Source organism: Alistipes sp. cv1 (assembly GCF_900240235.1).
GTDB lineage: Bacteria > Bacteroidota > Bacteroidia > Bacteroidales > Rikenellaceae > Alistipes_A > Alistipes_A hominis.
On the sequence record NZ_OEPW01000001.1, the window covers coordinates 485,250 to 509,340 of the forward strand.

General features: G+C 56.1%; 23 protein-coding genes. 8 read left to right on the forward strand and 15 right to left on the reverse strand.

The features are described from left to right. Window positions 1-27: 27 nt before the first annotated feature. From wecB to C1A08_RS02020, 3 genes are all read right to left on the reverse strand, one after another. Entirely contained in the window at window positions 28-1,173 is a 1,146-nt protein-coding gene (gene wecB, locus C1A08_RS02010) for a non-hydrolyzing UDP-N-acetylglucosamine 2-epimerase (protein ID WP_101571038.1), read from the reverse strand. Between the two features lie 4 nt (window positions 1,174-1,177). Then, entirely contained in the window at window positions 1,178-2,395 is a 1,218-nt protein-coding gene (gene wecC / locus C1A08_RS02015) for a UDP-N-acetyl-D-mannosamine dehydrogenase (RefSeq protein ID WP_101571040.1), read from the reverse strand. A 148-nt stretch (window positions 2,396-2,543) separates the two neighbouring features. Further along, window positions 2,544-3,386: a metallophosphoesterase gene (locus tag C1A08_RS02020; protein WP_101571042.1), complete on the reverse strand. Its 843-nt coding sequence runs from the start codon at window positions 3,384-3,386 to the stop codon at window positions 2,544-2,546. Between the two features lie 220 nt (window positions 3,387-3,606). On the opposite strand from C1A08_RS02020, the gene C1A08_RS02025 reads away from it, so the two are divergent. Next, a complete protein-coding gene (locus C1A08_RS02025; protein WP_101571043.1) occupies window positions 3,607-4,158 on the forward strand; it encodes an NADPH-dependent FMN reductase in 552 nt (183 codons plus the stop codon). A gap of 26 nt (window positions 4,159-4,184) precedes the next feature. Here C1A08_RS02025 and C1A08_RS02030 read toward each other — a convergent pair whose 3' ends face one another. Then, complete coding sequence (locus C1A08_RS02030; protein ID WP_055205494.1) at window positions 4,185-4,673, reverse strand: low molecular weight protein-tyrosine-phosphatase; 489 nt, start codon at window positions 4,671-4,673, stop codon at window positions 4,185-4,187. 253 nt (window positions 4,674-4,926) lie between these two features. Here C1A08_RS02030 and C1A08_RS02035 point away from each other — a divergent pair, with 253 nt between their 5' ends. The 3 genes from C1A08_RS02035 to C1A08_RS02045 all read left to right on the forward strand — a co-directional run bounded on the left by C1A08_RS02035 (window position 4,927) and on the right by C1A08_RS02045 (window position 7,987). After that, on the forward strand, window positions 4,927-5,337 hold the full coding sequence (locus C1A08_RS02035; RefSeq protein ID WP_257937031.1) for a BlaI/MecI/CopY family transcriptional regulator: 411 nt from the start codon (window positions 4,927-4,929) through the stop codon (window positions 5,335-5,337). Window positions 5,338-5,389: 52 nt separating this feature from the next. Next, a complete protein-coding gene (locus C1A08_RS02040; RefSeq protein ID WP_101571046.1) occupies window positions 5,390-7,087 on the forward strand; it encodes a M56 family metallopeptidase in 1,698 nt (565 codons plus the stop codon). Window positions 7,088-7,225: 138 nt separating this feature from the next. Further along, complete coding sequence (locus C1A08_RS02045; protein ID WP_145996495.1) at window positions 7,226-7,987, forward strand: M15 family metallopeptidase; 762 nt, start codon at window positions 7,226-7,228, stop codon at window positions 7,985-7,987. 59 nt (window positions 7,988-8,046) lie between these two features. Here C1A08_RS02045 and C1A08_RS02050 read toward each other — a convergent pair whose 3' ends face one another. Next, window positions 8,047-9,108, reverse strand: coding sequence for a M56 family metallopeptidase (locus C1A08_RS02050; protein ID WP_101571050.1), 1,062 nt, complete (start codon window positions 9,106-9,108; stop codon window positions 8,047-8,049). Between the two features lie 512 nt (window positions 9,109-9,620). Beyond that, window positions 9,621-10,061: a nucleoside deaminase gene (locus tag C1A08_RS02060; RefSeq protein WP_228385763.1), complete on the reverse strand. Its 441-nt coding sequence runs from the start codon at window positions 10,059-10,061 to the stop codon at window positions 9,621-9,623. 110 nt (window positions 10,062-10,171) lie between these two features. On the opposite strand from C1A08_RS02060, the gene aspS reads away from it, so the two are divergent. The 3 genes from aspS to C1A08_RS02075 all read left to right on the forward strand — a co-directional run bounded on the left by aspS (window position 10,172) and on the right by C1A08_RS02075 (window position 14,444). Then, the gene (gene aspS, locus C1A08_RS02065) at window positions 10,172-11,929 is read left to right on the forward strand and encodes an aspartate--tRNA ligase (RefSeq protein ID WP_101571053.1); all 1,758 of its coding nucleotides are present in this window, start codon (window positions 10,172-10,174) and stop codon (window positions 11,927-11,929) included. Between the two features lie 117 nt (window positions 11,930-12,046). Further along, on the forward strand, window positions 12,047-13,639 hold the full coding sequence (locus C1A08_RS02070) for a glycoside hydrolase family 32 protein (RefSeq protein ID WP_145996496.1): 1,593 nt from the start codon (window positions 12,047-12,049) through the stop codon (window positions 13,637-13,639). 94 nt (window positions 13,640-13,733) lie between these two features. After that, on the forward strand, window positions 13,734-14,444 hold the full coding sequence (locus C1A08_RS02075; RefSeq protein WP_101571057.1) for an SIR2 family NAD-dependent protein deacylase: 711 nt from the start codon (window positions 13,734-13,736) through the stop codon (window positions 14,442-14,444). Window positions 14,445-14,514: 70 nt separating this feature from the next. Here C1A08_RS02075 and C1A08_RS02080 read toward each other — a convergent pair whose 3' ends face one another. From C1A08_RS02080 to C1A08_RS02120, 9 genes are all read right to left on the reverse strand, one after another. Continuing rightward, entirely contained in the window at window positions 14,515-16,455 is a 1,941-nt protein-coding gene (locus C1A08_RS02080; RefSeq protein ID WP_101571058.1) for an LruC domain-containing protein, read from the reverse strand. Between the two features lie 57 nt (window positions 16,456-16,512). Next, window positions 16,513-17,118 carry a Maf family nucleotide pyrophosphatase gene (locus C1A08_RS02085; RefSeq protein WP_101571060.1) on the reverse strand — a complete coding sequence of 202 codons (606 nt, stop codon included), beginning with the start codon at window positions 17,116-17,118 and terminating at the stop codon, window positions 16,513-16,515. Window positions 17,119-17,242: 124 nt separating this feature from the next. Continuing rightward, window positions 17,243-17,977, reverse strand: a complete 735-nt coding sequence (locus C1A08_RS02090; RefSeq protein WP_101571062.1) for an SDR family NAD(P)-dependent oxidoreductase — start codon at window positions 17,975-17,977, stop codon at window positions 17,243-17,245. A gap of 67 nt (window positions 17,978-18,044) precedes the next feature. Next, window positions 18,045-18,623, reverse strand: a complete 579-nt coding sequence (locus C1A08_RS02095) for a Crp/Fnr family transcriptional regulator (protein WP_101571064.1) — start codon at window positions 18,621-18,623, stop codon at window positions 18,045-18,047. Between the two features lie 28 nt (window positions 18,624-18,651). Then, a complete protein-coding gene (locus C1A08_RS02100) occupies window positions 18,652-19,275 on the reverse strand; it encodes a fumarylacetoacetate hydrolase family protein (RefSeq protein ID WP_101571066.1) in 624 nt (207 codons plus the stop codon). After that, on the reverse strand, window positions 19,272-20,408 hold the full coding sequence (lpxB, locus tag C1A08_RS02105) for a lipid-A-disaccharide synthase (protein WP_101571068.1): 1,137 nt from the start codon (window positions 20,406-20,408) through the stop codon (window positions 19,272-19,274). Before lpxB ends, C1A08_RS02100 begins: the two co-directional genes overlap by 4 nt. A gap of 52 nt (window positions 20,409-20,460) precedes the next feature. Further along, window positions 20,461-21,135, reverse strand: coding sequence for a tRNA (guanosine(37)-N1)-methyltransferase TrmD (gene trmD, locus C1A08_RS02110; protein ID WP_055205480.1), 675 nt, complete (start codon window positions 21,133-21,135; stop codon window positions 20,461-20,463). Then, on the reverse strand, window positions 21,126-21,911 hold the full coding sequence (locus C1A08_RS02115; RefSeq protein WP_306345967.1) for an FkbM family methyltransferase: 786 nt from the start codon (window positions 21,909-21,911) through the stop codon (window positions 21,126-21,128). Before C1A08_RS02115 ends, trmD begins: the two co-directional genes overlap by 10 nt. Window positions 21,912-21,931: 20 nt before the next feature. Then, on the reverse strand, window positions 21,932-22,597 hold the full coding sequence (locus C1A08_RS02120; protein ID WP_101571070.1) for an MBL fold metallo-hydrolase: 666 nt from the start codon (window positions 22,595-22,597) through the stop codon (window positions 21,932-21,934). 70 nt (window positions 22,598-22,667) lie between these two features. On the opposite strand from C1A08_RS02120, the gene rlmD reads away from it, so the two are divergent. After that, window positions 22,668-24,086 carry a 23S rRNA (uracil(1939)-C(5))-methyltransferase RlmD gene (gene rlmD / locus C1A08_RS02125; RefSeq protein WP_101571072.1) on the forward strand — a complete coding sequence of 473 codons (1,419 nt, stop codon included), beginning with the start codon at window positions 22,668-22,670 and terminating at the stop codon, window positions 24,084-24,086. Window positions 24,087-24,091 lie beyond the last annotated feature (5 nt).

Genomic DNA, 24,091 nt, shown 5'->3' on the forward strand with positions numbered 1-24,091 from the left:
ATCCCGACTTCGGGTTTTGCCAACAGTCTATTCCAGCAACCGGACGATCCGTCCGCAGGCCTCCCCGTCCCCGTAGGGATTCACGGCCTCGCTCATTGCCCGGTAATAAACGGGGTCGGTCAACAAAGCGGAAACCTCGGAAACGATCCGGGCCTCGTCCGTACCGACCAACTTGACCGTACCGGCCTGCACGGCCTCCGGCCGTTCGGTGGTTTCGCGCATCACCAACACCGGTTTACCGAGCCCCGGAGCCTCTTCCTGAATGCCTCCGCTGTCGGTCAGCACGACCGCGCTTTTCTCCATCAGGTATACGAAAGGCAGGTATTCCTGCGGTTCGATCAAGAACAGGTTCTGCGGCGCGTCCGTCCCGAAAACCTCGCCGATCGGGCGCCGCACGTTCGGGTTCAAGTGCATCGGATAGACGAAATCGACCTCCGGGAACCTGCCGGTCAGCGTCCGGATCGCCGTACAAATACGCAAAAAGCCGTCCCCGAAATTTTCCCGCCGGTGTCCGGTAATCAGCACCAGCCGGCGATCGGACAATCGCCTCGCGGCATCGTATCCCGCCCGCCGCAGCTCCCCTGCCAGTCTCCCGGCCAGGGCCTCGTCCGACTTGATCCGTCCGACCACCGCATGGAGCGCATCGATCACCGTATTGCCGGTCACGAATATCCGGTCGTCCGGAACGCCCTCCCGCAACAGGTTTTCGCGGGCCAGCGAGGTCGGCGCGAAGTGAAACGACGCCAGCCGCCCGGTTAACTGACGGTTGATCTCCTCGGGCCATGGGTTGTACATATCGTGCGTACGCAGGCCCGCTTCGACATGCCCCACCGGAATCCGCGCGTAGAAAGCCGCCAGCGCGGCGGCCGCGGAAGTGGTCGTATCGCCGTGCACCAACACCACGTCCGGCTTCGCTTCGGCCAGCACGCCGCGCATCCCGGCCAGCACAGCCGTCGTAATATCGTAGAGATCCTGCCCCTGCTTCATGATATTCAGGTCGTAATCGGGAACGATCCCGAACAGACGCAACACCTGATCCAGCATCTCGCGGTGCTGTCCGCTGACGCAGACGACCGTTTCGAACCGGTCGGGACGCTCCCGGAGCGCTCCGACCAGCGGGGCCATTTTGATCGCCTCCGGCCGGGTGCCGAAAACCAGCATGATTTTTTTCATTCCGTTACTGTTTTTTAAAAACGCCGCAAAAATCGAGAATAACGGCGTCGTCCCGATATTCCAGAGTTTTAAATTCTTTGTGCGCCACCAAAAAAGCGATGATATCGGATTCGGCATAAGCCTTCCGGTAATCGGCGAGTTTGAATACCGGATGCTCCCGCACGTTCGGCTCGACGATCCGGTAATCGGCATCCTCCCCCTCCATCACTTTCGAAGCGATATACTTGGCAGGACTCTCGCGCAGGTCGTCGATATTCGGCTTGAAAGCCAGTCCCATCAGGGCTACCCGCGGGGGACGCCCCTGCGTCACTTTGAACCGCTGGATAGCGGCTTTGACCTGCCCGGCGCACCAGAAGGCCTTATAATTGTTGATCTCGCGCGATTTGGCGATCAACTGCGACTCGCTCGGAAAATCGGCCGTGATAAAATAAGGGTCGACCGCAATGCAGTGGCCCCCCACCCCGCTGCCGGGTTGCAGGATATGTACGCGCGGATGTTTGTTCGCCAGTTCGATCAATTCCCAGACGTTGATCCCCGCTTTGGCGCAGATCAGCGAAAGTTCGTTGGCAAAGGCAATCTGAACGTCACGCGACGAATTTTCGGTCAGCTTACACATCTCGGCCGTCCGGGCATTGGTCGGATGCAGCGCGCCCTCCACGAAACGGGCGTAAAAAGCTATCGCCCGCTGCGTCGAAGCCTCGTCGATCCCGCCGATCACCCGGTCGTTGTGCACCAACTCGTGCAACACGTTGCCCGGCAGCACCCGCTCCGGACAGTAGGCGACGTGCAGTTGCCCTTCGAGCTCGGGCCGCTCCGAAAAGATCAGCCTCGCCATCCGGTCGGTCGTTCCGACCGGCGAAGTGGATTCGATGATAAAAAGGTCGCCCGCTTTCAGCAACGGAACGACCGAACGCGTAGCGGCCTCCACGTACGAAACGTCCGGCTCGTGATTCCCTTTGAACGGAGTCGGCACGACGATCAGGTAAACGCCGCTCGCGACCGGCTTCGTAGCGGCCCGGAACCGTCCCGCCCGCACGACTTCGCGGACTACCTCCCGCAATCCCGGTTCGACAATGTGAATCTCGCCCCGGTTGACGGTATCCACGACCTGCGGATCGATATCGACTCCGATGACCTGCAATCCTTTGGATGCGGCCACGGCCGCCGTCGGCAGGCCGATATAGCCCAACCCGAGAAAAAGTATCTGTTCGGTACTCTCCATAACTGTTCTGATGCTTTTAGATACGACCGATCGTTGCGGCGCTTCCTGCGTCGCACAATCGGCGCGATAAAGTTACGGAAATTTACGAATTTCTACGCTATCGCCCCGTTTTAATCACATTTTCAGGCAGAAACAATATCGGTCCGGGTTAATGGCGAAATAATTCCACGCAGGAAGGGATCCGGTCGATCTCGTAATAAACCGCATGAATCCGTTCCGGATGAACGATCACAATCTGCAAACCGGGTTTCTCTTTTCCCGCCGGGTGGCCGGCTGAACCGGCTACCGAGAAATGCGTATCGTTAAAATCGGATTCCGTCCGGCGACACAGGTGTCCGGCCAGCACCAGATCGACGCGATAACGGGCGCAGAGATCGAGGTATCGCTGCCGTTCCTGCGACGGAATGTTTTCGTCGGCGTCGGGTTCGTCCGGCCGGTTTACAAAAAACGGATGATGTCCGATCAGTATCCGGCGCCGGTATTTCCCGGCGTGCCGGAGCTGCTTTTCGAGCCAATCGTATTGCTGCCGGCGCTGCCCGGAGTTTCCCGCTTTTACGACCGGCGTATTCAGGCCGATCACGCAACACCCTTCCTTACGGAAAACGAAACGATCGCTGCCGTACCGGCCGATAAAATCCTGCACCGCTTCGGGCGAGGCTTCGTCCCCTACGTCGCAGGCGCCCGGCAACAGATAAATCGGGATTTTCGAATCGATCCGGCGGCACAACTCCCGGAACCCGGCCAGTTGGGCGGCGTTCCCGCGGTCGTTCACCAGATTCCCGGAAATCACCACGAATGCGGGCTTCAACCGGTTGATCGCGTCGATAAACTGCTTGAACTGCTGTTTTTCCCGCTCGAAACCGCCGTCCTCACTACAAAGGCCCAACCGCGGATCGCTCAACTGAACGAAAAAGAACGACCGGTCCTTTCCCGGGGCGGAAAAAGAAAAGGAAAACAGCATACAAAACAAAAAGAATACGATACGTTTCATAATCCGAGGAGATTAAATGACGATATTCAGCACATAAAAAAATGCTATGACCGGTCGTAAAGTTAAAAATAATTGCCATAATTCAAAAATATTTGATTCCATACGCTCTTTTTGCGCCATCGTCCGCTTCAGGAACGACTAAAATTCGGATCGTTCGGTATTTTTTATTCACGGATAAAACGGTATCTTTGAAAAGCACCGTTTTGAACATCGAATTACTATGAAAAGGATTGCCATTCTATCGTCCAGCGTGCGGACGGGACGCCTCAGTCACCGTGTCGCCCTCTATCTTCAACACTATCTGACGGCCAACGAACTGGCCGAAACCGAAATACTCGACCTGAAAGCGTACGATTTTCCGCTGTTCGAGGAACGTTTCGCCTTCCTGCCGAATCCGTCCGGGAAAGTGATCGATTTCACCGAACGACTCGTGGCGGCCGACGCGCTGATCATCGTCACCCCGGTCTACAACGCCTCCTTCTCAGCCGCGCTGAAAAACGTCATCGACCTGTACCTGCAGGAGTGGCGCCGCCAACCGGTGGCGGTCGTTTCGGTCACCTCGGGCAAAGTGCCAGGAATCGCGACGGTACAGCAACTCCAGGCTTTGCTGCTGAAACTCGGGGCGTTGGTCGTACCGATGCTGTGCACGGTGATTTCGGCCGGGGAGACTTTCGACGAAAAAGGGACGGCCGCTTCTCCCGCAGCGACCGAGAAACTGCTGCGCCCGATGATCGACGAGCTACTCTGGCTGACCGGTAAAACCGGCGAATAAGATTCCGGGAAACCCGAAGACGGCATCTACCGTTCCGTCTCCGCCTGCCGGCTCACATAGCGGAGCAATCCGTCGCAGGCGTCTTCCAACAGATCGAGCACCCGCTCGAACCCTGCCGCCCCGCCGTAATAGGGATCCGGAACCTCCGTTTCGTCGAAACGGGTGCAGAAATCGGTCATTTTCCGGATCTCGGCCCGGCCATCCGCCGGAGCCTTGCGGCGCAGGTCCCGGATGTTCCGATCGTCCATACCGACGATCAAATCGAAACGGTTGAAATCTTCCGCAATCACCGGACGGGATATCGAAGTCAGCCGATATCCCCGTTGAGACGCATGCCGCTTCATTCGAGGATCGGCCCCCTCCCCCGCATGGTAACCGATTATTCCGGCCGAATCCACCTCGACCTTTCCGCTCATTCCGGCTTTGTCAACGGCCTCGCGAAACACGGCTTCGGCACTCGGAGAACGGCATATATTCCCGAGACAGACAAAAAGCACTTTATATTTTCCGTTCATAACAAATTATTTACATCCCGATCTTTTCGGTTTATCCGCCCGTTTTCCGAACACGCCGGGAAACGGATTTTATACCCGACGCAAAAATACAAAAAGTCCCGGAAAACCGCACCCGGAAAACAGACCACACAAAAAACCTGTAAATAAACAATATACAGTAAAAACATCCGACAATAACTAAAAAATTAGTTAAAAAAACTTGCACAACTAAAATTTTAGTTATATGTTTGTTTTCAAATCAAACCGGTATATTATGAGAAAAGAGACGGAGCGGGAAAACATGCGGGAACTGACCCGGGCGGAACTCGAAATAATGCAAATCCTGTGGGACGAAAAAAACGCTTTCGTAAACGATATCCTCGAACGGATGCCCGAACCGAAACCTGCTTATAATACGGTTTCGACGATCGTGCGCATCCTCGAAAAGAAAGGCGCCGTCGGGCACGAAGTCCTCGGAAAAAGCCACCGCTACTACCCGCTGTTCGGGCGCGAAGCCTACACGCAAAACCTGATGCAGGGAGTCGTCCGCAATTTCTTCGGCAACTCGTTCGCCCGAATGGTCTCGTTTTTCTGCGAGAAGGAACACTTGCCGGCCGACGAGTCCGAAAAAATCCTGCAAATCGCGCAGGAAGCCATCGCCCGAACAAAAAAACGAACCGAGTAACCCGGAACCGCACGGCGCACCCCGATCCGACGGTACCTCAACCGTAAAACTTATGGGAACTGAACTACCCTACCTCGTCAAAACACAGATTTGTCTCGCAGCGTTCTGGATCGTCTACCGGCTGTTGTTCGCATGCGACAAGGCATTCGCACGCAACCGGGCCTACCTGCTGCTGACAGTAGCGGCGGCTTTTGTCATTCCGGCGCTTTCCGTTCCGGTATGGACGCCGGAGGCAACCGGAGGAGAACCGTACGGTTTCCGCATTCCGGCCGAGATCTTCACCGGAATACAACCCGAAACGCTCCCCGGCACCCGACCGGGCGGTATTCCGCAGGGACTCCGACTGTTTTGCTACGCAGGCAATCTGATCATGCTGCTGGCGTTATCGGCAGGCGGATTCCGGCTGTGGAGAATCACCCGTCGCGCCACGCTGCTACAACCGGGCAAAATCCGTATTTACGGCCTCAACATGCAGGGTTCCGCCTTCACCTTCTTCAATCGCATCTATATCAACGAACTGGGGACGAAGCCGCAGGACATCGCGCAGATCGTCGCGCACGAGACGCACCATGCGAGACTGCGCCACAGTTGGGACATTCTGCTGTCGTCCGTACTGCGGATTCTATTCTGGTGGAATCCGTTCGTGTGGCTGTGGGAACGTTCGCTCAGAGAGGTGCACGAGTTCCAGGCCGACGATGCGGTACTGAACAACGGTTTCGATTCGGAACAATACATCGCGCTGATCCTCGGAGGACTTACCGTCATCCGTCCGGAGTTTGTCAGCGGGTTCTGTTATTCACTCATCAAAAAACGCCTTATCATGATCGCTCGAAACAAACAAAAACGCCGGTCGAAATTCAGAATTTTGCTGGCATTACCGCTAACCGCGCTCCTGACGGTTTGCTTTTCCTTTACCGAACGCCCGGTACGGCAATCCGTACTTACGGAGACCGCCGACACCGAACAACCGTACTCTCCGAACAACGGGGAAAGCCCCCAGAGGTTATCCGCCGTGCAACAAATGTCCTCTTCCTCCGCAACCGGGACGAATGGCGGAAATGCGATCGCACCTACCTCCCCCGCGCCGCCGCCTTCGACAGCCGATGAACAGAATGAAAAAAACGCAGCGCGCCCGACCGTTTCGAAACAACCGGAACAGCCTACCGAGATATCGCAAAACGCCCGGGAGCATACGACCGATACGGCATCCCGTACGACTGCGCTCGACAGGCAATCGACCGATCTGATCAAACAAGCCAATGCTTTGGCCTCCCGTACGGCTGAGCTCAATAGACAATCGGCCCAGTTGGCCCATGCATTGACAAACAACCTCTCGTCCGAACAAACCCGTTCCATAGCATCCCGTATGGCTGCGCTCAACAGGCAATCGGCCAATCTGTCCCATGCGCTGGCCAACCGAATGGCAAGATTCTCAGACTCAACAAACAGAGCCTCTTCCGATACTTCAATATTCGGGAAACCCCGCCCCATCATTCTCATCGACGAGAAAGAAGTAGACAATATCAAGGGACTGAATCCAAACGACGTCGAAACGGTATCGGTGCTCAAAGACCCGACGCTTGTGGGCGTCTACGGCGACAGAGGCAAAAACGGAGTGATTCTAATCAAGACCAAATCCCTGTCGAAAAACTCCCGCGTCAAAATCGTAGAGATACCCGCCGTCATAACGTCTGATCGATCCGATAAGCCTGCTCGAAATCCGGAAGAAAACGAAAAACCGGAAAAATAAATACCCGAACATTTAAAAAGAATCGAACCCCAAGACAAACCGCGGGACAAAGATAACCGGAATTTCCGGTTATCTTTGTCCCGCGTTCCGATACGGCATCGTACCGGCATATACGACACGACACAAAGCGAAAAGACCATGAAATACAAATTTACCGCACTGAAAACCGGACTTCTGATCAGCCTATTGATGGGTTGCGCCTGCTGCAACCTCCGCCGAAACACGGTGGAACAGATACAGATCATCCCGGCCGACACCGTAAAATCGCTGTTCAGCAACCACGAGTCGAACGATACGCCCGTCGAGAAGAAAATGCGCGACCAGGGACTGGTCGACATCGCCGAACAGGATTCGTCGATCGCCGTGCGCCTGGTCTATGCGACACCCTACAACTTCATGGGCAAACGGCTCTATCACGGATTGACGAAAGCCTTCATGCTGCCCGAAACGGCCGGTATGCTGATCAATGCGAAAAACCGGCTCAAAGCGATCCGTCCCGACCTGAACCTGCTGGTCTACGACGCCGCACGCCCCCTTTCGGTACAGCGGGAAATGTGGGATATGGTCAAAGGAACCGCGATGAAAGATTTCGTAGCCAACCCGAACAACGGCCCCGGTATGCACAACTTCGGAGCAGCGGTCGACCTGACGCTAATGGACTGCACCGGACAACCGCTGCCGATGGGATCGTGTTACGACTTTTTCGGCGACGAAGCGCGCATTACCGACGAGCGGCAGTTGCTCGACTCGGCGCGTATCACCCGGCGGGAACTGGAAAACCGACTGCTGCTGCGCCGGGTAATGACCGAAGCGGGCTTCACGACCATCTCCGAGGAGTGGTGGCACTTCAACATCATGCCGACCGCCGAAGCCCGTAAAATATTAACGCCTATCGACTGAACACGCCGGATCGGGCGGAGGCAACCGACTCCGCCCGATCCGTTTCGAGACACGGGATTCTATTTACTGAAATCCAGATTTTCAGGAGATTCGGGAATATTTGGATTCATATCCATGCCTGTCAACGGAACCGAATCGCCGACGATTTCGAACGACACGTTACCGAACCAGACTTTTCCCTCTCCGTCCAACAATACGCCGTAGGCCAGCTTTCCCGCATCGGCAGGGACATCGAGTACGATCTGACATTGCTTCCAATCCGTAGTTCCTTTTATCGGACGATCCTGCATATTGTCAAAAGCGAGACTGTTTCTGGAATTTTTCGCATCGACCCGGAACCACATGCCAGCCCAACCGGTAACATTTTCCGATTTGATATCCGCAGTCATTTTAACGCGTTTACCGGCATATTGGCCGGGAAGACACATCTGCATCAATGTACCGAACTTTCCAACGCCTGACTGAAAAGCCTCGACCGACTGAATCACAGCTACGTTCTTCCCATCTTTTTTCGCAGACGGATCGACTCCCATTTCATAATTTTCAGGTGCGGTGCCCGCTTTGATCCACCCTTCCGGCACGGTCAGCGATCCGGCGGCATCGCTGTTTCCGGCCATTCCGAAAGACATCAGCGCCAAAGCCGCTACTGGAAGGTAAACCAGCGACTTCCAATAAACCTTTCCGTTTTTTCTCATCGTGTTCATCATAGCAATTCGTTTTTTGGTTTGACAATAGGTGTTATTGAAATTGGTTGCGAGTGCAAAATGTTGCAGGCCGACGCTTTTACGGATAATCAGCATCTGGTATTTACGGGCGTCGACGCCACGCTTCAACGCATAATCGTCGGCCTGGTATTCATGTATCTCACGCAGATCCCGCTTGATCAGATAGATCACCGGATTGAACCAGAAGACGATTTGCGCCACGGTAAGCAACGTCAGATCGAACACGTGTCCCAACTGCCGGTGTCCCTGCTCGTGGGTCAGGATCTCCTCCCGGTTGTTCGCGTAATCTTCGTCGGAAATGACCACGTATTTTCCGAAAGAAGCCGCCGACACCATCCCCGGCAAGACGATCACCTCGGCCCCGAAATAGTCCGATAAAATCTCAAATAATACCAAACTATTTTTATTTTCTGCTATTCGGGAAAGAGAGAACTAGAAACGCAACTTGCGAAAGAAGGTTTCCATCCATTCGCGGCACTCCTGTTCGAGAATGCCGGTGCGAACCTGCGTTTTCGGAGTCGAGACCAACCTACTACTTTAAATCATTGTGTACATAGAAGTTACAAACTGATGTTTTAGTTAAAAAAATACAGTAAACACAACAAGAGCGGGTAACAAAGAACAATCGACCTTTTGTATATTTTCTTTTTCTCAGGATCAATATCCCGCTTATAAACAAGGATATAGGCAACAGCGAATATTATGATAAGCCACTCCGAAGAAGCCGTGGAATCATCCTCCCACCCAAGCCTTTGCAGCGGATCTTTTATGTATAAATACAAATACAATCCGCAAAATAACCAAAATCCGACCTCAAGTAGAATTTTTTTCGTATTCATAATTCAGCATACTTCTTTATTGACTGATATACTGTAAACGGTGGAGAGGGTCCTGTTGCAGAGAGAAAATTAAAACCGTAGCTTTCGGAAAAACCGCTCCATCCATTCGCGGCACTCTTGTTCGAGAATGCCGGTGCGAACCTGCGTTTTCGGATGGAACAGCGAAGGCGTATGCAGCGACGCCCCCCGTTTCGGATCGGGCGCGCCATAAATCACCTGCCCCACCTGACACCAGAAACAAGCCCCGGCACACATGACGCACGGTTCGACGGTCACATACAAACGGCATTCGTTCAGGTATTTCCCGCCGATCGCTCCGGTCGCCGCCGTCAGCGCCTGCATCTCGGCGTGCGCCGTCGGATCGGCCAGCGTTTCGGTCAGGTTGTGGCCGCGTCCCACGATCCGGTCGCCGTACACGACCACCGCCCCGATGGGCACTTCTCCTTTATTAAAAGCTTTGCGGGCTTCGTCCAGAGCCTGCCGCATGAAAAATTCATCGCCGTTTTGCATCCCGTTCGCCAGAAATTTACTATCTTTGAAACCTGTTTTGCAGGATCGGAGGAACTGATTTCCCGGCACATTCCCGCATTTCAAAAGACAAAAATATAAAAAATCAGGTAATGTACAGAACGCATACCTGCGGAGAACTCCGCATCGAAAATTCAGACCAAAACGTTACGCTGGCCGGCTGGGTACAGAAAGTGAGAAATCTCGGCGCCATGACGTTCATCGATATCCGCGACCGTTACGGCATCACCCAATTGGTAGTCGAAGAACATTCGTCCGACGAAGTGCGCGCCACGGCCGCCGGACTGGGACGCGAATACGTGATACAGGCCAGCGGGAAAGTGATCCCCCGGGCCGCGAAAAACCCGAAGATCCCGACCGGCGAGATCGAAGTGGCGGTCGACGGACTGAAGGTGCTCAACGTATCGCAAACCCCTCCGTTCACGATCGAAGACAACAGCGACGGCGGCGATGAACTGCGGATGAAATACCGTTTCCTCGACCTGCGCCGCAACCCGCTGAAAAACGCGCTGATACTGCGTCACCGGATGGCGCACGAAATTCGCAATTACCTGGACGAAAATAGCTTTCTCGAAATAGAAACGCCCTATCTGATCAAATCGACGCCGGAAGGCGCGCGCGACTTCGTGGTTCCGTCGCGGATGAACCCGGGCGAATTCTACGCGCTGCCGCAGTCGCCGCAAACGTTCAAACAACTGCTGATGGTGGCCGGTTACGACCGCTATTTCCAGATCGTGCGCTGTTTCCGCGACGAAGACCTGCGGGCCGACCGTCAGCCGGAATTTACGCAGATCGACTGCGAAATGTCGTTCGTCGAACGCGAAGACGTTTTGAATATGTTCGAAGGCCTGGCAAAGCGCCTGTTCAAAAACATCCTCGGCAAAGAGTTCGACGGGAACTTCCCGCGGATCGGCTGGCACGAAGCGATGGATAAATACGGATCGGACAAACCCGATATCCGGTTCGGCATGACGTTCAACGACATTACCGAAGCCGCCCAAGGTAAGGGATTCGGCGTATTCGATTCGGCCGAATATGTCGGCGCGATCTGCGCCGAAGGGTGCGCAGGCTATACCCGCAAGCAGCTGGACGAACTGACCGAATTCGTCAAAAGGCCGCAGGTCGGCGCCAAAGGCATGGTGTACGTGCGCTGCGAAGCCGACGGCAACTACAAATCGAGCGTAGACAAGTTCTACGGACAGCAAGACCTCGGGAAATGGGCGGCGCAGTGCGGCGCCAAAGCGGGCGACCTGCTGCTGATCCTCAGCGGGCCGCGCAGAAAAACGCAGACCGCCCTGTGCGAATTACGCCTCGAAATGGGCAATCGGCTGGGACTGCGGTCGCACGAGAAGTTCGCGCCGCTGTGGGTAGTCGATTTCCCGCTGCTCGAATGGGACGACCAGACGCAGCGTTTCTACGCGATGCACCACCCGTTCACGTCGCCGAATCCCGAAGACATCGGCCTGTTCGACACCGATCCGGGAAAAATCCGGGCCAACGCCTACGACTTCGTCGTCAACGGCGTGGAAGTCGGCGGAGGGTCGATCCGTATCTTCGATGCCGAACTGCAGGCAAAGATGTTCGAAACGCTCGGCTTTACGCACGAAGAGGCGGAGAACCAGTTCGGATTCCTGATGAACGCATTCCGGTTCGGCGCGCCGCCGCACGGGGGTATCGCCTTCGGGTTCGACCGCTGGTGCGCGCTGTTCGGCGGAGCCGACTCGATCCGCGACTACATCGCCTTCCCGAAAAACAACTCGGGCCGCGACGTAATGATCGACTCGCCTTCGAACATTTCGAACGCGCAGCTCGAAGAACTGTCGCTGACCGTCAAAAAAGAAGAAAAGTAAATCCAAGACGATTCCCGTTTCGGGGAGTCGTCCGTTTCGATATTCATCCCGGAGAGGTTTCCTTTCCGGGATATTTTTGTATAAATTTGTATAAATTTGTATAAAACCGACGACTCGATGAAACGAAAAATCACCGCCCTGCTGTTCGCCTGCTGCGTCACGACGCTCGCAGCGCAAAGCGGCCAACCGCAACCGCCCGAAAATTACCGTCCGAGAATCCACTTCTCGCCGGCCAAAGGCTGGATGAGCGACCCGAACGGACTGGTTTATTACGACGGCGAGTACCACCTCTGCTACCAGCACATCCCGTTCGACGAAAACGGCAACCTCCCTTGGGGAGGGATGCACTGGGGACATGCCGTCAGCCGCGATCTGCTGAACTGGCAGCACATGCCGATCGCGCTGGCTCCGGACAGCCTGGGCTATATCTTTTCGGGATGCTGCGTAGCCGACCTGAACAACACGTCCGGACTCGGAACCGCCGCCGATCCGCCGATTCTGGCGATCTTCACCTATTACGATCCGGTCGCCGCCGCCCAGGGACGGATCGAAACCCAGTCGCAAGGACTGGCATACAGCATCGACCGGGGACGCACGTGGACCAAATACGCCGCCAATCCGGTTCTGCCGAATCCCGGCATCGCCGACTTCCGCGATCCGCACATCGTCCGGCACGAACCTTCCGGACAATGGATCATGGTGCTGACCGCCGGCAAAGCCGTCCGGTTCTACGGATCGCCCGACTGCCTGCACTGGGAATACCTCAGCGAATTCGGGCACGACCGCGGATCGCACGTCGGGCCGTGGGAATGCCCCGACCTGTTTCCGCTCCGGGTCGAAGGATCGAAAGAAATCAAATGGGTGCTGCTGGCCAGCGTCGTGAATTTTACCGAAACGCCCGATAAGCTCGCTACGGCGACCCAGTATTTTATCGGAGATTTCGACGGAAAACATTTTACCAGCGAACAAACCGATACGCTGTGGATCGATTACGGCAAGGATAATTACGCGGGCATCACGTTCGACAACGCGCCGGACGACCGCCGGATTTTCGTCGGCTGGATGCACTCGCACCAATATGCGGCGGCCGCGCAGGGGCATACGACCCAGTCTTGGTCGGGAGCCGCCACTTTCCCGCGCGAACTGAGCATCGTCCGCAGCGCCGACGGCTACCGGCTGAAATCGAAGCCGGTGCGGGAACTGGAACGGCTTCGCGGCCGATCGGTGAAACTGAAACGGCAGAAAATAAACCGTACGGCGACGCTGTCCGACCGGATTCCGTTCGACAAAGCCCCCATCGAACTCGACCTGACTTTCGATGGCATCGACGGCCCGGATGCTCCGTCGCGATACGGCATCCGGCTCCGCAACGACCTCGGGGAGTACGTCTCGATGGAATACGACCGGAAGAAACGGCTGTTCCGGGTCGACCGCACGCAAGCGGCGGCCGTCCGGTTTTCGGATCCTTTCGCCTCCGTACAGACCGCCCCCTACGAACCGGAAACGGGAACGATGCGCTGGCGGTTGCTCGTCGACGTCGCGTCGATGGAGTTGTTCGCGGCGGACGGCCGGATCGTCTTCACCGACGTATTTTTCCCCGGCAAACCGTTCGATATCATCGAACTATTCACCGAAGGCGGCAACGTGACGCTGAAAAAAGGCGATGTTACGGCGCTGGAAACGATCCGATGCAATCCGGTAGAACCCTGACCTCACGCTGTCCGAAACCGACAGCCAGGAGAGTGGGAACGTCTTGCGACGCCCGCCGGAACGTTTCGTTTATTAGTAATATAAAATAAAAGTTATGAAAAACCGGAAAAAAATCGTTGTCTTCACCGGCGCCGGAGTCAGTGCCGACAGCGGCATCTCGACTTTCCGCGACTCCGACGGGCTGTGGGACAAATACCGCATCGAGGACGTATGCACCCCCGAAGCACTGGCTCGCAACCGCAAAACGGTCATCGACTTCTACAACATCCGGCGGCGCGAGTTGCTGTCGAAAGAGCCGAATGCCGGACACTACGCGATCCGGAAACTGGAAGATCATTTCGACGTGGAGGTCGTCACGCAGAACATCGACGACCTGCACGAGCGGGCCGGCAGCACGCACGTCACCCACCTGCACGGCGAACTGCGTAAACTGCGCAGCAGCGCCGACGAATCGCTGGTCGTACCGATCGAAGGTTGGGAACAACACCTCGACGACCGCGCCCCGGACGGATCGCTGCTACGTCCGTTCGTGGTCTTTTTCGGCGAGGGCGTCCCGATGTTCGACCGCGCGGCCCGAATCGCCGCTACGGCGGATCTACTGATCGTCGTAGGCACCTCGTTGGCCGTGTATCCGGCCGCCTCGCTGGTACGCTACATCCGACCGGATGTCCCGGTTTACCTGATCGACCCGAACGAGCCGGATATGTCCGGTATCCGCAACCCGACAGAACTTATCCGGATGAACTCGGCGCAAGGCACTCCGCTGCTTGTGGACAGGCTGATCGGCGAGTTCGGAAATCGCTGATCCTACGCCAAGACAGCCGGGAGGCTTCCGCACGGAAGCCTCCCGGCTGTCTTTATACGCTTTCGGATTATCAGTAAACGAGCGATGTTTCCGGATTCCGATACCAATCCTTATGCCCCCCGGAAGCTACCCAACTGCTGAAATCGGGGTAAGCCTCATCGATCCGCGTTCCTTCCTTCGGACACCGGAAGTCGTAACCGGCGATATGGATCGCAAACGGGAACTGATTGTTTTTCGACACGTAATACAGGCCCTTGTCGGGCTGCGAAACGTCGTGTCCGAAATGCAACTGCGTCCTGTCGGCCAGCGCCGTCGGAGGATAATTGACCAAATGCACTTCGGATCCCCGTCCTTCGTCGGTCTTCAATACGGCGAACGGATTGTAAGGCGGTACGACCCGCTCGTAACCGATCCCGCTGGTAAACGAAGTCGTCACTGTAAACGTATGTCCCAGCGCAACGCCGATATCGTCGAACAACACGACCGTCGGATGATCCTGACCCGGTTCCAGGCTCTTCCCTTTCATGAAGGAAGACGGCGCCAGGTCGCTTTCGATCTGCACGCTCCGAACCGCATCCGCCCCGAGCAGGTGCAACTGATAACCGAAACCGTCGGTATAAGCCGCGCCATTGTGTTTAGCGGTAAATTCATCGACGGTACGGGACACGTTGTTGCTTCTGTCCGTATAAACCCGGCTTTTATACAATACGACCACGTCGTTCATATCGTAGTCCCCTTCGTAAGGCCACAGATCCTCGAACGCCAGCGTTCCCCGGTATTCGGTGTAGGTATCGGGGTCGGCGCCCGGTTCCGGCAGATCAGGAACGCCGGGAATCGCGTTCTGGTGTTCCATCTGTAGACCGAACAGCGCGTCCGTATAATTCCAGTCCTTGTTGTCCTCGAATCCGACGGCTACCCATCCGCTTTGCCGGTCATACAGAGAAACCGTGCGCTGCTGGCGCTTCCCGTCCGCCATCGGGTTCAAATCGGGCTTCGAATAACGGATATCCTTCGCATAATCGTAAGATGCGATATTCCCACTGGCAAACCAGTGTCCCATCAGGAAAAATCCGATGCTGACCCCGGCCGGGAATTCATCCTGAAAAGCCGTTCCGTCCCAGTACTTGAGCTGCACCCGATCGCCGGCAAGCAACGACCCGACACGCACATCCGAATTACCTTTGTAATACTTGGTTACATTCGGGAATGCGATGATTTTCGTCAGGGCGTCCGCCGCAGGAACCGTTCCGGTCGGATAGGTAAAATATCCCACGACGTTCTGCCACGAAGCGCCGCTTTTCAGAAAGACCATATTGATCTTGGTCGGCGACTCGATCGAAATATCCGCACTGGCCTCATCTTCGAACAATTCGGGATAAACGGTAGTGATGAATTTGCCGACGACTCCCGAATAGACCTTATCCACCCTCGCAACGAACGAGGCAGGCAGTTCATTATCCGACAGCACATTAGGCAACGTTCCGTACACATCCGTCCATTCGGACAATACTTTGCAATCGTCCGGATACGTGTAACCGCTCCCGGTCATCGCTTTCGATCCGGCATGCTGCGCGATATACTCGTTCTGGTCGAAATCGATCCGGTTTCCGGAAACTTTCAGATGCGCCGTTCCGACGGAACCGATCGCATCGGACGACAACCAGACCTCCGTCACCAGCGAAGGCATCGTCAGATTGCCGGAGAAATGCCCCGTCTCGTCGGTATATCCCCGGAAATAAGGTTCGACCTCTTTCTTGGTCAAAGTGCCGTCGGCATTCTCTTCATAGGGATTTTCACCGAACACCTCGAAACCGATCTGATAACCGTTCAGACGGTAATCGATGTTCGCGGCATACGACTGCGCCGTCGCGAACGTCTGATAATCGCCCGCAGACGGATCGTCCGGTTTCGGGCCGTCGCTCGGATTTTTGACGCAACCGGTCGCAACGACCGACGCCATGCAACAAAGCAGAACCCGTCCCGCATTGAAGCCGCCTTTATTTTTCCTCATACTAACAATCCTTTAAATATTCAATGCAAATGTAGAGCATTTTTAAAGGATCGGTACTTATTTTTCTTTCAATTCGATAAAAATTTCAAGTTCCGTTAATAATTTTTGCACAGGGAGCCCCATTACATTGTAAAACGAACCTTCGATCCGCTCGATCGCCACATAACCGATCCATTCCTGAATGCCGTAAGCGCCCGCCTTGTCATACGGACGGTAGCGGTCGACGTAATAGTCGATCTCTTCGTCGGACAGTTGTTTAAAAAAAACCTTTGTCCGGGAATCGAACGTGCGGCTGCGGCTTCCATTGCGCAGCGTAACCCCGGTAATCACCGAATGACTGCGTCCGGAAAGGCTCCGCAACATGTCCAGCGCCGTCTCCCGCCCGGCGGGTTTGCCCAAAATACGGCCGTCCGCAATTACGACCGTATCGGCCGTAATCAGGATATCCTTCCCGCCGAGCGGCTCCGGATAGGCTTCCGACTTCAACCGCGAAAGGAAAGCGGCCACTTCGTCCGCCGGCAGGTCGCGAGGATACTCCTCGACGACTTCGTAATCGCCGGCCAGCGAAAACTCCAATCCGCAATCCGCGAGCAATTGCCTGCGCCGCGGAGAGCGACTGGCCAGGATCAAATCGTATTCTTTTAATTCCTCGATAAAAAACATATGCAGGATTTTCGATTATCATCGGACGCATCCGATGAGATACCTTGCAAAATTACGCAAAAACATCCTGAATATCCCCTTTTCCCATTCGTTTTATACCTCGCTATTCGGTAGAAGGCCAGGCTTACATCCTGCGATACAGGCTCCGGGGGATTATTTTCAGCGCCAAGCCGATCCACCGCCAGCGCGGGGTGACGTACTGCACGGAACGTCCTTTGCGAACGGCCCGGCAAATGCACTGCGCGGCCCGCTGCGGCGAAGCGATCCAGAAATGGCCTTCGCCTTTCATCATCGCCGTGCGCACCGATCCGGGACGGATATCGACGACCCGAATCGGAAGCTTTTGACGGCAAGCCTTCTGGCGCAGACTCTCCAGGTAATTGATCTGATAGGCTTTCGACGCGGCATAAGACGGGGCCGTGCGGCTGCCGCGCAGTCCCATCACCGAGGTAACCGCCGCGAGACATCCCCCGCCGCGACATTCGAAATAACGGTAACACCAATCCACCGTGCGGGTAAATCCGTCCACATTCACCCGGTTGGTCGCCTCCTCGATCCGGTAGTCCAATCCGTCGTTCAGGTCGCCCGTCCCGGAGCAAAAAACAATCAGTTCCGGACTTCCCAGCGAGCCGGTCAACGCCGCGAGCCGGTCGCAGGCATCGGGTTGCGCAATATCGAAAGCGGCCGTTTCATAGCGTTGCGGAGCGGAACGCGCCAGTTCCTCCAGCAAAGCCTCCCTCCGGCCGGTAATCCCCACGCGGTAACCCTGCGAGGCGAGCTGCGCCGCCACTTCGCGGCCGATCCCGGAAGTAGCTCCGATCACGACCGCCGTTTTCGAAACATCGTTTGTTCTCGTCATCGTATGCGTTCCATAATTAACTACGGCCAAAAATACATACGCTCGGCGCGGAATTTCTTGAAAAAATTCAAGATTTTCTTTTCGATGACAATTTTCGGCGAATGTGGCTGACCGTCTCCGGCGTCACGCCGATAAACGAAGCCAACTCCTTGAGCGGAATAACGTCCACAAGCCCCGGATAACGGTCGATCAGATTCAGATAGTGCTCTTCGGGCGTTTTACAATAGAAATCGAGCAGCCGGTCGTAAGTTATGGCAAACAGTTCCTCGGCGACTCGGCGACCCAGGCGCTGCCCTTCGATACCGCTTTCCCAGTAACGTTCGAGCTCTGTGCAGGGGAGCAGGTACGACACCGACTCCGCAACCGCCCGGATATCGACCACGGCAGCCGTACCGCAGATAAACGACCGGTAATCGCAAACGTATTCGTCCGGGAAGGCATATCCCACCACATGCTCGTTTCCGCGCCCGTCAAGGCACGTATAGCGAAACACGCCGCTCTCGACGAAAGCGACGAAACGGGGAGCGCTTCCGGCCGTCAGGAACGATTCGCCCCGTCCGTAAACCCGGCGCTCGCCTCGTTCCGTAAAAAGCGGTTTCAACAAAGAGACATCCAGCCGGTCGGCATAACGATTGAATCGGTTCATAAACGCGACAAAGGTACTCGTCCAAATTTTACTTGATGTCGAAATCGAGCAGCAAACGTCCTTCGAGCGAGGCCCGGATACGATCTCCGGGACGCACCGGACCGACGCCGACCGGCGTGCCCGTATAGATCAGGTCGCCGATTTTCAGCGTCACGAACTGCGACACGTAAGCGATCACCCGGTTCACGCCGAAAATCATCTGCGACGTATCGCCGCGCTGGCGCACCTCGTCGTTGAGCGACATCTCGAAATGCAACCGCTGCACGTCGCCGCCCAGTTCGGCCAGCGGAACGAACTGCGGCGACAGCGCCGCCGAATGGTCGAACGCCTTGCCGATCTCCCACGGCAAACCTCCTGCAATGCACTCGCGTTGCAGGTCGCGGGCCGTAAAGTCGATACCGAGCCCCACCTCGTCGTAATAACGCGGGGCAAAACGCTCTTCGATCGCCTTGCCCACGCGGTTGATCCGGACGACCAGTTCCGTCTCGTAGTGCAGATCCCGGCTGAACGCAGGCACGTAGAACGGATCGTTGTTGCGCAACAGCGCCGTGTCGGGCTTCATGAAGAACTGCGGTTTCCCGGGCAGATCGCGCGTATGGTCCAGTTCGGCGACATGCTCGGCGTAGTTCCGTCCGATGCAGATGATTTTCATTTCTTATCTTCTTTAAGCAGTTCGACCATTCGCGCCCCGACACGGTCGGAGGCTCCGCTGCCGCCGATCAGCCGACCCAGCTCGGCGTAATCGGATATCATCCGGTCGTGCTTCGCCCCGCCGGGCAGGATCGCCCGCAGTTCGGCCGTCGCATTCGGCATATTCATCTGGTACTGCAACAGTTCGCGCACGCACTCGCGGTCGAGCACGAGGTTTACCAGCGACACGTACTTCGTTTTCAGGAACATTTTGCCGATCAGCATCGTCGGCAGGTCGCGGCGGTAACACACCATCTCCGGAACGCCGAGCAAAGCCGTTTCGAGCGTCGCCGTACCGGACGTCACGACCGCCGCATCGCTGACGGCCAGCAGTTCGTAAGTTTTGTCGCACACGTAGCGGACGTCGCTGTCGGCCAGGTAAGGCGCATACACCTCGCGGTCGAGCCACGATACCCCCGCCACGACGAATTGGTATTGCGAAAATTCCGCGGACAACTCCACCATGAACGGCAGGTTGAATTTGATTTCCGAACGGCGGCTACCGGCCAGCAACGCTACGATCGGGCGGTCGTCGAGTCCGTTTTCTTCGATAAAACGGGCGTACGGTTGCAGGTTTTGCCGGCGCTCCGCAATCGCGTCCATCAGCGGATTGCCTTCGTAGATCGCTTCGATCCCATGACGGCGGAACCAGGCCGTCTCGAACGGGAAGATAACGAACAGCCGGTCGACGTACTTCCGGATTTTTTCGACGCGCGACTCTTTCCACGCCCACGCTTTCGGCGCGATATAATAATAGGTCGGGATGCCGTTCTCTTTAGCGAATTTCGCCATCCTCAGGTTGAACCCGGCGTAATCGATCAGGATCAGCACGTCCGGACGGTAAGCGGCGACGTCTTCCTTGCAGGCGGCGATCTGTCCCAAGATCGTGCGCAGGTTTTTCGCTATCTCGACAAAACCCATGAACGATGCCTTTTTATAGTGCATCGCCAGATTTTCCGCACCGCCGACGGCAGCCATCTTGTCGCCGCCCCAGAAACGAAACCGCGCCTGCGGATCGGCTTTCAGCAATCCTTTCATCAGGTTCGCGCCGTGCAGGTCGCCCGACGCTTCCCCGGCAATCAGGTAATACTTCATCGCTATATGATTTTTATCTCGTTGAATTCCATTCCGCAACCTTCGACCCGGATCACTTCAGCAGATCGGGCCGCAGCCGTTCGGTGCGTTCCAGCGCCTGCTGCTCTTGCCATTTGTCGATCTCGGCGAAATTGCCCGACAACAGCACGTCCGGCACGCGCCATCCGCGGAACTCCGCCGGACGGGTATAGACGGGCGGCGCGAGCAGGTTGTCCTGAAAACTGTCCGTCAGCGCCGAAGCCTCGTCGCCGATCGCCCCGGGAATGATCCGGATCACGCTGTCGGCGATGATCGCGGCAGCCAGTTCCCCGCCGGTCAGCACGTAATCGCCGATCGATATCTCGCGCGTAATCAAGTGTTCGCGCACCCGGTAGTCGATTCCCTTGTAATGACCGCACAGGATGACGATATTTTCGAGCGTCGACAGGCGGTTGGCCTCGTGCTGGTCGTACCGAACGCCGTCGGGCGAAGTATAGATAATCTCGTCGTAGCTGCGTTCGGCCTGCAACGCTTCGACGCAGCGGAAGATCGGTTCGGGTTTCATCACCATGCCGGCTTCGCCGCCGAACGGGTAATCGTCCACCTGACGGTGTTTGTCGAATGTATAGTCCCGGATGTTATGGATATGGATTTCGACCAGTCCTTTTTGCTGCGCCCGCTTCAGAATCGATTCATTCAGCGGGCTTTGCAACAGTTCTGGAACGACCGTAAGGATATCTATGCGCATGGCCCGATCAGCGTTTGATACGGCTCGATCTTCGACCCGTGTATGAAAATAATGTCTTTCGTATCTTCCGGCGCGAGCGGCTTCATCCGTCCGTCGCACAGCGTAAACCCGCGATAACCGCGCGATTCGAAAAAGTCGGCGATCGCCGTGCGCGTATCGCCGCCCGTCTCGATCAGTACGGTCGGCAGGTGCCGCTCGATCAACGGCCGCAGTTCCGGGATCACGACGCCCTCGTATCCTTCTATATCGCACTTTATGAAGTCGATCTTCGGCAAATCGGCGAACAGTACGCTGCCGCGCCGCATCTCGGCCTCGAACTCGACGACCGGCAGGCCGTCCGTAGGCCGATCCATCACGAAATTCTGCCCGGTGCCGAAATAGCCGTTCTCGCCGACCGAACTGTTCCCCATCCGGATCGTCTTTTCGGCGTCGCCGAGCGCATAATTCAGGATTTCGACATTGCGGTATTTCCGCAGGTTACGGCGCAACACATTCAAGATCGGACGCACCGGCTCGACGGCGTACACTTTTCCCGACGGGCCCGCGAGCCCGGCCAGCACGTAAGAATAATATCCCAGATTCGCGCCGATGTCGATCGCCGTATCGCCGGGTGAAACGAGGTATTTGAGAAAACGCGGATATTCGTACACCTCCGAGCGGGGCGAAACGCCCCACCGGTATCCCTGCAGGTACATGCCGCTGAGCACCCGCAAGTAACTATCCAGCGACAGGTTTTTATACAACAATTTGCGGATCGCATTTCCCATCTGTCCCATCGTATCCGGCATTCGAAAGATTAATAATTGACCTCCCCGCCGAGCACCTCGGTTACGAACGGATTGTAGAGCGCCTCGTGGCCGATCGTACTGTCCTGCCCGTGCCCGGGATAGAAATGCACGTCTCCGCCGAGCGGCATTAGTTTATCGAGGATGCTACGCATGATCCAACTGTAGTCGCCGCCCGGAAGGTCGGTGCGGCCGATGCTTTCGCGGAACAGCGTATCGCCGGTGATCAGCAATTTCTCGTCTTTGTTGTAGAGGCAGATATGGCCCGGGGTATGGCCCGGAGTCTCGATAATCTCCATCGCGGTATCGCCGAAACGAACCTCCTTTTTGCCTTGCAGGTCGATGTCGATCGTCGGCACGGAATCCACTTTGAAGCCGTAGATCGCTCCGTGCGTCGGGGCCGACTCAATCAGGAAAGCGTCGCGCCCGTCGATTGCGAACGGAATCCCGTACCGCTCCTTGACGTAGTTCACGCCGAGCATATGGTCGACATGACCGTGCGTATTGACGGCCATCACCGGCTTCAGACCGTTCGACTCGATATAATCGGACAGCGCCTTGTTTTCCTGCGGCGTATAACCGCCGGCGTCGATGATGATGCACTCTTTCGTCTGATCGGACAATACGATCGTATTCTCCTGAAACGGGTTCGAAACGATAATTTTAACGGTTATCATAGATTGTCGGTTCCAAAATTTTACACAAAGATAGTTATCATTACCTTTGTAAGAAATAAAACAGGACAAAGTGGCAAGAAAAAAAGCGAACTACCCGCTCGTCGAAGGGCTCGAAATCGTCGACATCGCCGCCGAGGGCAAGGCGCTCGGCCGGTGGAACGACATCGTGGTATTCGTCCCGATGGCCGTTCCGGGCGACGTGGTGGACGTACAGATACGCAGCAAACGGCGGCGGTTCATGGAGGGATACATCGTAAATTACGTGAAAAAATCGCCGTTGCGCGAGGAGCCTGTCTGCGAGCACTACGGCACCTGCGGGGGATGCAAATGGCAGCACCTGCCCTACTCCGAACAATTGCGATTCAAACAACAGCAGGTCGCCGACCAGCTCGGCCGGATCGGAAAAATCGAACTGCCCGCAGTCAGTCCGATCCTGGGTTCGGCGAAAACGCTCTTTTACCGCAACAAACTCGAATTCACTTTTTCGAACAAACGGTGGCTGACCGCCGAAGAGATCGCTTCGGGCGACGAAATCGCCGACAGTCCCGCGCTGGGGTTTCACATCCCGAACCTGTTCGACAAAGTGCTCGACATCCGCAAATGCTGGTTGCAGGACGATCCGTCGAACCCGATCCGGTTGGCCGTGCGGGAATTCTGTCTCGAAAACGGGTATTCGTTCTACAACATCCGCGAGCACAAAGGGCTGATGCGCAACCTGATCGTCCGCACTTCCACGACCGGAGAGGTGATGGCGATCGTCGTTTTCGGCGAAAACGATCCGCAACGGATCGACGCGTTGCTGCAACACACGGCGGAAAAATTTCCGCAGATCACGTCGCTGATGTACGTCGTCAACACCAAACTGAACGACACGATCGGCGACCTCGACATTTTGCTTTATAAAGGCAACGACCATATTTTCGAACAAATGGAGGGACTGCGGTTCAAGATCGGGCCGAAGTCGTTTTACCAGACCAATTCGCTGCAAGCCTACGAGCTTTACAAGATCGCCCGCGACTTTGCCGCGCTGACCGGCGCAGAAACGGTTTACGACCTCTACACAGGAACCGGGACGATCGCCAATTTCGTGGCGCGGCAATGCCGGAAAGTAGTCGGCGTCGAGTACGTACCCGAAGCGATCGAAGACGCGAAAGTCAACGCGCGGCTGAACGGCATCGGCAACGCCGTTTTCTATGCCGGCGACATGAAGGATGTGTTAAACGAGCGTTTCATTGCCGAAAACGGGCGGCCCGACGTGGTGATCCTCGATCCGCCGCGAGCCGGTATCCACGAAGACGTGGCCCGCACGATCCTGACGGCAGCGCCCGCTCGAATCGTCTATGTCAGTTGCAATCCGGCCACGCAGGCACGCGACGTCGCGCTGCTCGACGGGGCGTACCGGGTGACGAAAATCCAGCCGGTGGATATGTTCCCGCATACGCACCATGTCGAAAATGTGGTACAATTGATGCGTCGATGCAACGTTTAGGGATC